General features: G+C 62.4%; 13 protein-coding genes. 7 read left to right on the top strand and 6 right to left on the bottom strand.

Annotation, left to right across the window (positions count from 1 at the left end; translation table 11 throughout):
* The 3 genes from VEK15_03265 to VEK15_03255 all read right to left on the bottom strand — a co-directional run.
* Positions 1-406 (bottom strand): class I SAM-dependent methyltransferase (locus VEK15_03265; protein ID HXV59690.1); only part of this gene is annotated, 406 nt, incomplete at its 3' end.
* Positions 397-1,410 (bottom strand): radical SAM protein, encoded by a 1,014-nt coding sequence (locus VEK15_03260; GenBank protein HXV59689.1) that lies wholly within the window; start codon positions 1,408-1,410, stop codon positions 397-399. The genes VEK15_03260 and VEK15_03265, both read right to left, overlap by 10 nt.
* A 149-nt stretch (positions 1,411-1,559) precedes the next feature.
* Positions 1,560-2,720, bottom strand: coding sequence for a hypothetical protein (locus VEK15_03255; protein HXV59688.1), 1,161 nt, complete (start codon positions 2,718-2,720; stop codon positions 1,560-1,562).
* A 189-nt stretch (positions 2,721-2,909) separates the two neighbouring features.
* Here VEK15_03255 and VEK15_03250 point away from each other — a divergent pair, with 189 nt between their 5' ends.
* Positions 2,910-4,757: a sulfatase-like hydrolase/transferase gene (locus VEK15_03250; GenBank protein ID HXV59687.1), complete on the top strand. Its 1,848-nt coding sequence runs from the start codon at positions 2,910-2,912 to the stop codon at positions 4,755-4,757.
* A 164-nt stretch (positions 4,758-4,921) separates the two neighbouring features.
* On the opposite strand, the gene VEK15_03245 is transcribed toward VEK15_03250, so the two are convergent.
* A complete protein-coding gene (locus VEK15_03245; GenBank protein ID HXV59686.1) occupies positions 4,922-6,790 on the bottom strand; it encodes a hypothetical protein in 1,869 nt (622 codons plus the stop codon).
* A gap of 213 nt (positions 6,791-7,003) precedes the next feature.
* On the opposite strand from VEK15_03245, the gene VEK15_03240 reads away from it, so the two are divergent.
* Positions 7,004-7,927, top strand: coding sequence for a glycosyltransferase family 2 protein (locus VEK15_03240; protein ID HXV59685.1), 924 nt, complete (start codon positions 7,004-7,006; stop codon positions 7,925-7,927).
* A 21-nt stretch (positions 7,928-7,948) separates the two neighbouring features.
* Here the strand turns inward: VEK15_03240 and VEK15_03235 are convergent, their stop codons facing one another.
* Positions 7,949-8,212, bottom strand: coding sequence for a hypothetical protein (locus VEK15_03235; protein ID HXV59684.1), 264 nt, complete (start codon positions 8,210-8,212; stop codon positions 7,949-7,951).
* A gap of 242 nt (positions 8,213-8,454) precedes the next feature.
* Here VEK15_03235 and VEK15_03230 point away from each other — a divergent pair, with 242 nt between their 5' ends.
* A complete protein-coding gene (locus VEK15_03230) occupies positions 8,455-8,742 on the top strand; it encodes an AbrB/MazE/SpoVT family DNA-binding domain-containing protein (protein ID HXV59683.1) in 288 nt (95 codons plus the stop codon).
* On the top strand, positions 8,726-9,157 hold the full coding sequence (locus tag VEK15_03225) for a PIN domain-containing protein (GenBank protein ID HXV59682.1): 432 nt from the start codon (positions 8,726-8,728) through the stop codon (positions 9,155-9,157). Before VEK15_03230 ends, VEK15_03225 begins: the two co-directional genes overlap by 17 nt.
* Positions 9,158-9,367: 210 nt before the next feature.
* Here the strand turns inward: VEK15_03225 and VEK15_03220 are convergent, their stop codons facing one another.
* Entirely contained in the window at positions 9,368-10,804 is a 1,437-nt protein-coding gene (locus tag VEK15_03220) for a sodium:solute symporter family protein (protein HXV59681.1), read from the bottom strand.
* A 115-nt stretch (positions 10,805-10,919) separates the two neighbouring features.
* On the opposite strand from VEK15_03220, the gene VEK15_03215 reads away from it, so the two are divergent.
* The 3 genes from VEK15_03215 (at position 10,920) to VEK15_03205 (ending at position 13,311) form a co-directional block, all read left to right on the top strand.
* Positions 10,920-12,485 carry a bifunctional GNAT family N-acetyltransferase/carbon-nitrogen hydrolase family protein gene (locus VEK15_03215; protein HXV59680.1) on the top strand — a complete coding sequence of 522 codons (1,566 nt, stop codon included), beginning with the start codon at positions 10,920-10,922 and terminating at the stop codon, positions 12,483-12,485.
* Between the two features lie 446 nt (positions 12,486-12,931).
* Positions 12,932-13,129, top strand: a complete 198-nt coding sequence (locus tag VEK15_03210) for a type II toxin-antitoxin system HicB family antitoxin (protein ID HXV59679.1) — start codon at positions 12,932-12,934, stop codon at positions 13,127-13,129.
* 2 nt (positions 13,130-13,131) lie between these two features.
* Complete coding sequence (locus VEK15_03205; GenBank protein HXV59678.1) at positions 13,132-13,311, top strand: type II toxin-antitoxin system HicA family toxin; 180 nt, start codon at positions 13,132-13,134, stop codon at positions 13,309-13,311.
* Positions 13,312-13,493: the final 182 nt, after the last annotated feature.

Here is a 13,493-nt window from a genome sequence, read left to right as displayed (position 1 = left end):
CCGCGAGGTCGGGGACACAGTTCAGCGGTCCGAGGCTCGAATAAGCGCAGGCAAAGTAGGCGTCGCCAAGCCGGTCGAGCTCATGAATCCCCAGGTGACGCACCGTGACCCGATCCTCGAGTCCCGAAGCGCGAGCTCTCCTCTGTGCCTCCTGAGCCATCTCGGGCGACCAGTCGATGGCCGCTACCCGGTAGCCTCGGCGGCCGAAGTACTCGACATCGGCTCCCGGCCCGCAACCGAGATCGAGGAGCGTGGATCCTTCCGACGCGATCGCGCGGACGGCGTTTCGCGTGTGGCGACGCATCGCCCGGAGCACGAGATTCCTCTCGTTGTCGTCATCGTAGGTATCGGCTACGGTGTCGAAAGCCCGCTGCGTCTCGAGGAGGGCTTCGGCGGTCAGTGCCACAACGGGCTCCTCGGTCCAACCCGGATCGAGCACACACACCGCTGACACAGGCTGTTTCTTTCGACGTCCAGCTCGCTGCGAAAGGCGGGAAGATCCTCACTCAGGATTTCGGTCAGCGGTCTCTCCCGCAAGGACCCGATCACCGCGTGAAAGAAGCAGGGGCGAACGTTTCCGTTCGCCTCGACCACCGCCGAGATCCAGGGCGCGTTGCAGGAGACGCGCGGAAACGGTTCCTCGCCCAAGAGGGCGGCGTAGTAAGCAGGGATTCGGCGGAGCCTGTCGGGGCTTTCGGCGATCCGCCCCGACCAAAAGGCTTCGGTCTCGTTCTCGATTATGTCTTCGACGATCGCCCGCATCTCCTCGACCTCGCTCGAATCCAGGAGCAACTCGTCGGCCGCGGGTAGGTGCTGGCGCCCGAAAGCCAAGGTCGAGACGTCCGCGGCGAGAAACGAGATGGAGTGGAGCTCCATGGTGCGCGCTTTTTCGACGAGCCGGGGAAGCTCGCGAAAGTTTCGCTTGTGGAGCGTCGAACGTGCCGTCACCGGAAGCCCGGGCGCCAGGCGCCGGAGCCGGTCGACGCCTGCCTCGACGGCCGCGAGAGCGTCCAGTCCACGCACCGATCGATACGCATCCCGGCTCGTCGCATCGAGAGAGATCGTGACCCGAGAGAAGAGGTCGGCGACCTCTCGAGCATGGCGAGGCAAGAGCACGCCGCTCGTGAGAAGCTCGAGCCGCACGTGCTGGCTTTGGAAGAGAGCGGCGATCTCGAAGAGATCGGGTCGTACCAGAGGCTCACCGCCGGAGAAGAGAACGACTCGCGTACCAAGCGTTCCGAGAGACTGTGCCATCGTGGCGATCTCGTCGAGCGTCATATCGTCCGCGCCGGTGCTCTTCCACCAGTCGCAGGAAACGCATCGACTGTTGCAACGGCTCGTGGGGTAGAAGATGAGTAGCGGCAGGAAAGCCCGATGCACGAGCTGTGACACGCGGGTCAAAACGTTCACCCTCGACCGCCCATCGAAGCAATGAGGTAGCAATTCACATGCCCGCGGGAATACCTCGCCCGCTTATCGTTTGCGGCACGGTGCGAAAAACGGGTTACACGGGGCGTAAAAGGCTTACTAAAACAGGAAAGAGGCCGCTGGATCTCGATCTATCGATGGAGCCTGATTCTCTCCTCGGTGCCTGCGGGCATCGGCGGCAAAGCACCGGCCAGCTCGCCCTCTCGCACGACGGAAGCGCTGATGGAAACGATTGTGCCGCGGCTCGCATCGTCCCGCCTGACGGTGGGGAATACAGCCTCGAGCTCACGAGAGTCCGCCAGGCCGTGCAGAAGCGCGCGCTCGCCCGGCGCCACCCGGACCTCGGTCTCGACGGCTCGCGTTCGAAAGGATTCGGCGTCGAACGTTGCTCCCGCGGGCACGGTTGCCCTGAGGCTGACCGCCATTCTGACGGCACTTCCCTCGAGGGCCTCGGGAACGATTGTCAGATCGAGACCGACGGAGCGGGCTTCGGGTTGAGCTTCCTCCGACTGCCCGCCTTCCACCGGTGACGAAGTGACGACCACGGGTGCACCGCCCTGCAGGACAACGTGAATGCGCCCGGCCGCCACGCTCGGTAGCGCCTCGGTAAACAGCACCGTCGCTTCGGTATCTGACTTGAAACGGTGATAGGCGTCGAGAGTGGGAACCGCCACGGGTGGGTCTGCAGACAGGCGGGCCTCGAGGACCTCGACATCGACGCGAAGCTCGGCCGCCGGCCGATCGTTGCGCTCGACGATGCCATGGGCCACGAGGATCTGATCACGAGTCGCACGAACCGTTACCGCTCTCTGCTCGACATTCGGCTGGACGCGCTGGATACCGGCAAGGGCTCGGAACATGTTCGCGATGAGTTCGATGTCGGTAAACCGAATCGTGAACGTGTGAAGAAACATGTCGTCGTATTGACGGTGCTTTTGCGCGTTATCGGGCACGATGATGACCGTGCGGGGATCGAGGATCTTGTAGAAGAGGCGATGCATCAGCGTCAGCCGTTCCAATGCGTCCTGGAAGGAGGTCTCGTCCCAAGCGACCGTGATCCGCTTGTCGCGGTAGGCTTCGTCGAACAGGATGGTGATTCCCCCGAGCTCACCGACCTCGAGGAAGCACTCATGGAGACTGGTTTCGTCCATGTGAAGGGATATCAGCTCCGGCTTTGCCTGAAGCACGATCGTCTCGGGGAGCGGTGGGGGTTCGGTCGATGAGGGCTGTGCGCCAGCGCGGGAGGCGAACAGTAACAGGAGGCTTATGCCGAGAGCATCATGTCGGATCATGGGAGGCCCTCCTGACAGTCCATAATCTATCTGCTCATCGCCATGGCGGGAGCCGCGATCGATCAGCCGCCCCGGCTCGGGCTGCTCACCTTGTTAGTACCGCGAACGCCGAGAAATATTCCCATGATCGCTCGCTCGCTCGGTCTTGCTCCCGCTCGGAGCGCACCCTAAGATTGAACGCCGCCCGCCATGAAGATATTCTGCGCCCACCCACGGCTCAGTAGACGACGAGCGGCCCTGGTCAGTCTCTCGGTCTTCCTGGCGATCTCTTGTGGCGGGCCCGAGCAAATCTCACTCATTGATCGCGTGCTCGCGGAACCGGTGAAGGGGGTGGTTCCAGGCGAGCTCGAGCTCGACGGTGCCCGTCTCCCTTCCCTCGGGCTCGATTTTCCCGGACGGCTGGACCTCGAGGTGACGCTTCCGGCTCATCCCGAGCTGACGTTCTCCTTCGCGGTTGCGAGCGAGAGCCGAGCGCCGCGCGCCCGTGTCGAGTTCGCCGCGAGCGTGATTCACGATCGGTTTGCCGTCCCGGTGTTTCGGCGAACGCTGCGGGCGGATGATCAAAATCGCTGGCATCAGGCGAGACTCGACCTGGCAGCGTGGGCGGGCCGGAACGTCACGTTGCGATTCGAGAATCGGCCCGTGCGGAGTCTGAACGAAGTGCCCTGGGCCGACCGGATACGAGTTTCCTGGGGTGACCCTCGGGTTGCGGAACGAACTCCTCCGCAAATGCCGGCGTCGCCCTCGGTCATTCTCATCGTCGTCGACACGCTTCGCTTCGACACTCTCGGCGTCCACGGATTCGATGGGCCGGTTTCCCCGAGCCTCGACTGGCTGGCCCTCGAATCGGTTCGCTTCGAGCAGGCCTTTGCGGCCGCCCCCTGGACGAAGCCCTCGATCGCGTCCCTGCTGACGGGACTCTCTCCTTTGAGTCATGGTGTGCTGGAAAAGAATGGAATCACGTCGTACGCCACGAGCACCTTGTCGGAGCAGGCGGTGACGATCGCCGAGGTCCTGAGCGGACAGGGATTCGAGACCGTTGCCTTCGTCTCGAACAGCTGGCTCGCGGCCGATTTCGGCTACGCGCAGGGCTTCGGTCGCTACTCCATCGAGGCGAACGACGGCGCGGTCATCGAGCGGGCCCGTGAATGGCTGGCGGCCCGAGATCCCGAGTCGCCCTTCTTTCTTTATCTGCATTTCCTGGGCCCGCATGCACCTTACGTGGCTCCGGAGCGCGATTACCTCGCATTGAAGACGAGCTCGAGCCTGGGGAAGGACCGCCCGATATCGCCGGCCGATCCGGCACGCGCTCGCCATCTCGATGCGACACCGTGGGCGAATCGGGAAGAGAACGCTCGACTTGTTTCTTGGAGGGCGAAGTACGCCGCGGCCGTGCGCCGTCTCGATCGACAGCTCGGGACGCTTCTCGGCGAGCTTCGAAGCTCGGGCCGCCTCGACCGCAGCTGGGTCGTTCTCACTTCCGACCACGGAGAGGAGTTCCTGGAGCACGGAAGCTGGGAGCACGGCCATAGCCTGTGCGACCATCAACTTCACGTCCCTCTCTGGATCCGAAAGCCAGGGGCGGCATGGGCCGGCCGCCGGATTTCCGAGCTCGTGAGCCTCGAGGACGTCATGCCAACGCTTCTGAGCGTGCTGTCGATGCCTATTCCCCCCGCCGTGCAGGGGCGTGACCGCTCGCCCTGGCTATCGGACGGCGATCCACCCCATGACGCGCCCGGGGAAGGCCTCGTCGCAAGCGGAGTAGTGAACGAGCCGGGATTGCTTTCTCTCCGAACGGACGGCCTCCATTTGATTTGGGACGAGGGCAGCGGTCGGATCGAGCTCTACGATACGGTGGAAGATCCCGAGGAGACGGAGAACCTGGCCAACGAGAGCCACGACGAAATCACGAAGCTGCAGCGTCTTCTCGCCGGGCGGGTGGCCGAGATCTCTTCCCAGGGCAGACTGGATGGCGAGAGCGTGCCGATCCCCGACCGGTTGCGCGATCAGCTGAGGGCCCTCGGATACATCCCATGACGTGGGCGTCTAGTACTCAATGCCGTGGCGGGACCTGTGATCGATCGGGCCGCCACGGCTCGGGCTGCTTACGGCGCGGCAAGCGCGCCGATCTCGCGGCAGACGTTTTGGCCGCCGCTCGGCAGGCTGGGTCGTACTTTTTCATCAGCCTGCTGAGCCCTCGCTCATGGGAGCCGAAGCGAGAGCGAGTGGACCGCCAGGACCGTATTTCGGGCTGGAAGGCTCGGATCCAGCTGGCGCGGGGTTTGCGAGAACGTGATCAAGAAATCGTTGAGCCCCGGCTTCAGACGGCTCTTCGATATCGAGAAGGCGTAGTCTTGCCAGCCGGAAACAAGCTCGAGCTCGCCGACCGAGACACCGTTGACGGCAAGCTCCATCGTGACGTCGTCAGCCGTCATCTCCGCGCGACCCCGAATGATGGCTTCGAAGTCTTGGGGCTCGACGATTGGCACCCGCAGCCGGGAACGTTTTCCCCGCGAGCGGCGGAACTCGATGCCCCCCTCTTCCTCCGGCGCATACCAGCCCTCCTCGACCAGGACGTACGGCAATGGGGATGCTCTTAGGCCGAGCACCCGCGGGCCAGCGTCACGCCATGACTCGCGGACGAATCTCACGCGTACGGGCTCGGGCTCGGCGGGCAGGTAATCGCGCTCGATGAGCTCTCGCAGTTCCGGCGGCCCTTCCTCGAGGTGACGATCGAAGACCACGACTTTGGGTGCGATGGAGCCGCTCTCGAGGCCCTGGACTAGCTCTCGCCAGTCCTCGTCCCGCAGCATGGGGCGAATCTCGTCGTGGAGGAAGAAGAAGAAGAACGCGTGCCGCCGAAACACTCCGAGACCGCTGAACCCGTCGAGTACCGTCTCATCGGGCCCGACATTACGGAGAACCCATTCGATGGCTTGAAGCGTGCTCCAGTTCCTTCGTTCCCAGAAAACCCTCGATTGGTAGAGTGGATGCAGGCTGAGCGTTATCAAAAGGATGGCCGCAGCGCCGTGGCGGGAACCTCGTCGGAGAAGCGCGAGGAACGCGACGACGACGTCCCAAAAGCCCTTGGCCGCATAGACGGCGGCGAAAGGCAAGAAAGCGAGAGCGTAGTGACGGTGCGGTACGGGAATCAGGAAGGCGCCGACGACCAGGGAGATCGTCGCGAGAAGGGGTAGAGCGGTGGCGGCTCGGGGAAGGCTCTGGCGACGCAGCTCGACCGCCGCTTTCACGAGACCCAGCACGCCAAGGGCGACGAGGAACGGATTCTGAACCGTCAGCTCTTCGAAGAGCGGCCACGCCGACAGGCGGGCTTTCCAGCGCAGATTGATCAGGAAGCTCAGCTCGATGAAATCGGAGAGCGCGCCCTCGATTGCGAAGAACGACAGAGTTCCCAGGATAGGGAGAAGGAAACCACCCGCGAGCCAGTACACGTTTCGTGACGTCTCATTGAGGCGGCTCTTGCCCCCTTCCCAGAGGTGAAGCGCGAGCGCCGCGGCGAAACCGGGCAGGACGAACAGCGCCTTCTGGGTGAACATGACCGCGGCGCCGAGCGCGAGGCCGCTCGATACGAGACGCCAACGAGCCTTTTGAGGCCCAGGGACTCGCAGGGCCGAGGTAGAAAGAGCGACCGCGAGAACCAGGAGTGCGGACGCGGGAACGTCGGGTCGGATCTCGAGCGTCTTGCCGAGAAACATGACCGTGTTGGAAAGCAGCAGGACGGCCATAAGCCCCACGTCGACGCCTCGTTGCTGACGTCCGACCCAGAACGTCAACGCGAGGATCAGCCCCGTAATCACCCACATGGCCCGCCGTCCCGAAAAAATGAGCGAAATCGCCTCCTCGGGATCGGTGGTCACGTCGAAGACTGAAAAGAGGATCGACAGGCCGAAATGCAGCCAGGGCGTGTGGTGGTCGAAGTAGTCCCGATAGGGCAAGAACCCTTGCGAGATACACCAGGAGCTGTGAAGGTGTTGGAGCTCGTCCGGGTTGAAACCGCGTCTTTCCAGGAACCCGAGGCGAAGGAAGTAGGTGAGCAGAACGATCGCCAAAGTCGTAGCGAAATACGCCGTCCGCCACGGTCGATTCGATCGCGCTTCGCCCGAAACCATGAGGGCTTTTATACCCGAGTCTTGATCTCGATTCGGGGTCCGGTCCATCATACGCCGCGTGCTTGCGCGAAGCTTCGATTCGATATCCGAGGCCTGGTCCCACCGCTCGCGCGGTCATCTGGTCCGAGAACGGACGGACCGACCCGATCGTCCATGGTGACCCCTCCGACCCTCAGCATCGTGCTTCCGGTATTCAACGAGGAGGCCGGTCTGATGGAGCTCCATCGCCGCCTCGTCGGCACCCTCGAAACGATGGGGGAGAGCTTCGAGCTTCTCTATGTCGATGACGGAAGCGCCGATCAAACCCTTCGTTTGCTTCGCGAACTGGCTTCCCAGGATCAACGAGTCGTGGTCCTGGCTCTGAGTCGCAACTTCGGCCACCAGATCGCCCTGACCGCCGGGCTGGACCACGGGCGAGGTGAAGCGATCGTCACGATGGACTCGGATCTCCAGGATCCTCCGGAGCTGCTGCCGGACCTCGTCGCCCGCTGGAGGGAGGGCTACGACGTGGTCTACGCCCGCCGGCGAGCTCGACCGGGGGAGACGGCGTTCAAGCGGGGAAGCGCCTTCCTGTTCTACCGCGCGCTTCGGATGCTCACCCGGATCGACATACCGACCGATACCGGCGACTTCCGCCTCCTGTCCCGAAAAGCAGCCGAAGCGCTGCGAAGTCTTCCCGAGCAGCAGCGGTTTCTGCGAGGGCTCGTCGCCTGGATCGGCTTTCGCCAGTTTAGCGTCGACTACGACCGCCCGGCGCGCCAGAGCGGCGAGAGCAAGTATCGCTTGCGCGACATGATGCGTCTGGCGAAAGCGGCGGCGTTCGGCTTCAGCAGCCTTCCCATCGGCTTGCTGGGCCTCGCCGGTGCTCTCGTGAGCGTGGGCGCACTCGCTGCCGTGTTGCTTACCGATACCCCGGCGCTCGTGGGCTCGATCTTCTTCCTCGGGGGAGTCCAGTTACTGGGGCTGTGGGTCGTCGGGGAGTACGTCGCCACGATCGCCTCGGAAGTGCGGCGACGACCGCTCTACGTCGTTCGCGAGGCGTTGAACCTTCCGTCGATTGCTGCGAGAGACGCGTAGCCGCTCGATGCTCGCAGGATCTCAGTTCGTGGGGAAATTCTGTGCGCCCAGTCCAGCCATGAGAGAGCCCACCAGCAAGACGGCAGACGCACCAATGTTGTAGAGAAACAGCTTGCCGGTGTCGCTCCAGTGAGTCACCACGAAGATGAGGATTACGAAAGGCACGAGCAGCGAGCCGAGGCCCCAGAGGACGCTTTCCTTGAACGCCTGCACCAGAATCAGGATTCCGGTGACGAGCGCAGCAATACCTCCGACCACGATGAGCGCCAATCCGACGATACTCATGGTTTCCTCCTTGCAGGCGACTTCCCGCGGAGCCGTCGAGCTATTTGGTTTTGAGCAGATTGAATTTCAGGGTAACACGAGAACGGCGTTCGAGCGAGCGGGCGAGATGCGATTATCCTTCAGTCGCTCCCGCGATCCAACGTGTAGCCGCGCGCCCAAGAAGGGATCATCTCCGGACCGTCTGCAGCGCGAGCGGAGCCTCTCTGGATCACGGATTTGGTCCTTGCTAAAATAAGGACACTGTGGCGAAAGTAACGAGCAAGCTCCAAGTCACGATACCCAAGGCCCTCGCGGAGAAATACGGCATCGAGCCTGGTGACGAAATCCAGTGGTCCGCCTCCGGAGACGGGATCCGCTTGAGTCCGGGCCGCACCTTGCCGAAGTTGAATACGGAGAAGCGCCTTCAGCTCTTCGATCGAGCGACCGAGCGGCAACAGAAGAGGCAGGCGGATCGCGACGAAATGACGCGCGAAGCGAGCGATCGAGGTTGGACGAGGGACGAGCTCTACGAACGTGGCCGCTCTCATTGACACGAACGTCCTGGTCTACCGGTTCGATCCTCGATTTCCGGAGAAGCAGTCGCGCGCCGACGAGATTCTGAGGGCGGGCATCGCGAACGATACGGCTCGCGTGGCCCATCAGGCGATCGTCGAGTTCGTCGCGGCGACCACGCGGGCTACGAGAGAGGGTCCTCCGCTCCTTTCGCTCGAGGACGCCCGACGCGAAGCGGAGGAATTGCTTTCTCAGATCGACGTCTTGTATCCGAACGAGTCGCTCCTGCGGCTTGCCTTTCGCGGTCAAGCGGCCTATCAGCTCAGCTGGTTCGACGCACACATGTGGGCCTTCGCCGAGCACTTCGGGCTCGAGACGATTCTTTCCGAAGACTTTCAGTCGGGACGCCTGTACGGTTCGGTTCTCGCGTTGGATCCGTTCGAGACGAAATAGATCCACAAGGATCAAGTGCTGGCTCAGTCCCTCCTCTGCGTGCGGAGATCTTCCCAGCGAGCGCGTACACGCAGGACTCGGCCAACGGGGCGAACGTCCAAAACGATCTCCCGAGGATGCGGGATCCTTCGGATCGAGCGCGTGGACCATGCTCGACCGAGATCTGTCCCTCGAGTCCTACCGAGCTGAGACGAGGGTCTCTCCTACCCGTTAGCCCGATGAACCGCGCCCGGTTCGGCAGAAAGCGAGGTAGGCCAAAAGGCTCGCGACCGTCGCGCTGAGCGAAGCGGGGATGGGAACGGGGAGGAACGGTTCGGCAAGGTACTGCCACCCTGCCGTCCAGTGGACGAACCAGATCAGGATCCCCGAGCTCATGGAGGCCACCGCAGCCTTCCCCGAGCACCGCCAGCCATAGACCGCGAAAGCCATGGGAACGAACAAGCTCACGAAGACGACCTCGTAGGAATCCTCGAGCAATCCGTAGGCGCTCTGACCCGAGTAGGCCATGGCGAGGCTCCCCGCTCCCACGATGGCCACGGCAATGCGGTTCAGCGTGAGAGACGACAGGCGCCCCCGGTTGGCATAGCGGAAGAGGTTCTCCGACAGCACCGCCGCGGGAGCGAGGATACCGCTGTCGATCGAAGACAATACCGCCGAGGCGAGCATCACCGTGAAGGTCACGGCGACGAAGGGCTGAGTGAATCCATGGGCGAGGGCGGGAAGGATCGCGGCGTTCAGGCTTTCGGGAAACAGGATGCGTCCCGCTAGACCCAGACCCACGGGAATGATGCCGAAGGAGATGTACAGGCAGCCGCTCCAGAGGCACGCCCGCCTTGCGACGGCCGACGTCCTCGATGCCGAGATCCTTTGAACGATGTCCTGGGATGGGAGGTTTCCCAGTGCGGCGATGGCGAAAACCGCGACCCAATCGGTGAAATCCCGGAGGGTCGTCGCGGGGATCGGGTTTCTCAGCTCGGGGGGTGTATCGTTCCAGAGGCGGACCAGACCGACGATGGCGCTGCCCTCGCCGAGCCCCGTCAGCGTGGAGAACCCGAGCACGAGTAGGCCCGCCAGCACCAGGGCCATCTGGAGGGCATCGGTCAGGGTGACCGACCACATTCCGCCCAGCAGTGTGTAACCGGATCCGACGAGCGCTACGATCAGGATGCCTGCAGAAAGGTCGATCCCGAAAAAGAGCTGTAGCATTCCGGCCAGCGCCACGAACTGGGCGGCGACCCAGCCGAAGTAGCTCGGTACCATGACGAGCGCAGAAAGCACCTCCGCGTGGCGTCCGAATCGAGCTCGGAATAGATCGCTGAGCGTAAGAAGCTTCATCTTCCATATCGGACCAGCCATGAACCATCCAGCGATCAGGAGACAAACTCCCGAGCCGAGCGGTTCGAGAGCAGCTGCCTTGAGTCCCGACGCCCTCACTTCGTCGGCCGCGGTGAGAACCGTACCGGCGCCAAACCAGGTGGCGAGGATCGTTGCGGTGGCGAAGGGAAGCGTCAGCTTCCGCCCGGCGACGAGATAGTCCTCCGACGTCTGGATTCGCCCCTGGATCCGGAAGCAAAGAGCGTAGAGCCCCACGACGTAAGCGGCGAGACTTCCCCCCAAAAGCCACAGGAGCGATGGAGCAAAGGTCAACTAGGCCTGGCTCCGCGCTAACCGGACTTCGTGCAATTCGGCTGCGAGTGTAACTCAGGCGGCAGCTTCATCGTAACCAGATGGTCGTTCTTCGCCTATGCCATATACTTCCGGAATGAGCTCGAAGCCGGTCGTGAAGGTTCGTCGCTGGACGAAGCAGGACATCCCCGGCATCATCGAATGTCACAAAGCGGCCTATCCCGATTATCCGGCGGAGTCGCATTTTGGAAAGCGCCTTCACGAGCTCCAACTCGCGGCTTTCCCCGAAGGCCAGTTCCTCGCCGAGATCAAAGGCCGAATCGTCGGCTACGCCACTTCCATCATCGTCCAGCTCGAAGACGACGAGAACTGGTACACGTGGAACGAGATCACCGGTTCGGGCACCTTCAGCACCCACGATCCCGACGGAGACACACTCTACGGCTCCGACATCGCCGTTCACCCGGATTTCCGCGGGATAGGGATCGCCGGACAGCTCTACAAAGCGCGCAAGAAACTCCTCAAAACGTATAACCTCAAACGCATGGTCGCCTACGGACGCATTCCCGGTTACCAGGACTATGCCGGTGAAATGACACCGGAGGAGTATGTCTCCGCCGTCCAGCGGGGCGAATTGAAGGATTCCGCCCTGAGCGCTCATCTCAAGGCTGGTTACGAGCCGAAGCGCATTCTCTTCGACTACATGTCCGACCGCTCGAGCCTCAACTATTGCACCGTGATCGAGATGCCCAATCCGGATTTTCGACCCGAGCGTCGCAGAATCGCGACCGTTCCGATCAAACGCCCCTTGCGTCGTATCCGGGTGTGCGCGTCACAGTATCTCATGCGCCGTATCCAGTCTTGGGATGAGTTCGAAAAAACTGTGGATTTCTTCGTCGACACGGCGGACTCCTATCATTCCCACTTCCTGGTGCTCCCCGAGCTCTTCACGGCGCAGCTGTTCAGCATTTTGCCCCCGGGGTTCGATGACCGGCAAGCGATCCGTGAGCTCGCCGGCATGGCAAGCCAATACCGGGAGTTGCTCAGTTCCCGTGCTCGAGACCGCAACCTCTACATCATCGGCGGCTCGCATCCGATCATTCGAGAGGACAAGGTCTACAATGTCGCCCACGTCTTCACGCCCGGAGGGCAGATCCATACGCAGGACAAGCTGCACATCACCCGGAGCGAACGACAGGTGTGGGATGTACAGCCGGGCAAGGGGCTCAAGCTCTTCGACACCCCTCGCGGCCGCTTCGCGGTGCTCGTCTGCTATGACATCGAGTTCCCCGAGCTCTCGCGCCTCCTGGCGGGCATGGGAGTCGAGGTCATCTTCGTCCCCTTCAGCACGGACGAAAAGAAGTCCTACTTTCGCGTTCGCTACTGTGCTCAGTCGCGCGCCGTCGAGAACTACATCTACGTCGTTCTTTCGGGAAACGTCGGTACCCTGCCTGCGGTGCGTCCCTATTTGATCAACTACGGCCAGGCCGGCATCTACACGCCGAGCGACTTCTCGTTTCCGCTCGAGGCCAAGCTAGCCGAGGCCGAGCCCAACATCGAGACAGTGGTCATCAGCGAGATCGATCTCGGAAGCCTCAACCAGCAACGACACGTCGGCAGCGTCCGCCCTCTGCAGGATCGGCGCACCGACCTCTATGAGCTGTCTGCGAAAATCACAGTCGAGCTGATTCATGCCGAGTGACCTCGTGACGAGCCCGCACCCCGAGGCGAGCGATGAATCTTCAGTCGGCTCTCGCGAGCGACGCATAGGCGCTAATGCACGCGCGGGGTGGAAAGCCGCGCCGAGCAGCACGATGAAGAGAACGCGGGTCGTTTACCAAGCGAGGTGCCAGAGAACCGTCCGAACACTCTTGCGGAGGCTGGTCGGCCGGTCGACGCGACAGGCAAGCGCTCCTTTGGCCGAAGCACCGGCTAGTTTCAACCACTTGAGGAGACCTTCGGCATGCCTCGGGACCGGCGTCGCGGTCGATTTGGTCTCGAGACCGTACACATTCGCGCCGCGCTCGATGACGAGGTCCACCGCTGCATCGCCGCTGGACTCCCAGTAATGGAGCGAAGGCGTTTCTCCGCTCGCAGCTGAACGGCCCTGTTTAGATGGAGATCGGCAAACGGGAGCATAATAGTCATATGGCAACGTTCACGCTCGAATACTGGATGGATGAGGACTGGTATGTGGGCAGGCTCAAGGAGATGCCGGGTGTCTTTAGCCAAGGGGAGACCTTGGCGGACCTCAAGGAGAACCTGAAGGATGCCTACCACTTGTTGCAGGAAGACCAGCAACCGCCAACAGGTACGCCAGTCCAGACGGACGAAATCCAGGTCTAGGTTTGAACCGTAAGGAGTTCGTCAGGGAACTCGAGAAGGCTGGGTGTCAGCTTCATCGGTCTGGCGGGCGACACGACATATTCCTCAACCCAACCAACGGACGCAGAGCGCCAGTCCCGCGGCATCGGGAAATCAAGAACACTCTCTGCGAACTCATACGCCAACAATTGGGGCTCAAATAGGTGACCACATAACATTGCGTTGCAACGGCCGGCGCTGAGTTTTCTTGGGATGAAGAGCTCAATCGAGAGGTCATCGCCTTCGGGACCGACGTCGACGCGCCGCCGCTGAAACGCACCGTTAGGCTGACCACATCCATCGACACAGCTTCTCAATGACGAACCCTGACACGCTATCGGCATCC

The sequence above is a fragment of the Vicinamibacteria bacterium genome (genome assembly GCA_035620555.1).
Lineage (GTDB): Bacteria > Acidobacteriota > Vicinamibacteria > Marinacidobacterales > SMYC01 > DASPGQ01.
This window is presented reverse-complemented; position numbering and strand designations above follow the sequence as displayed.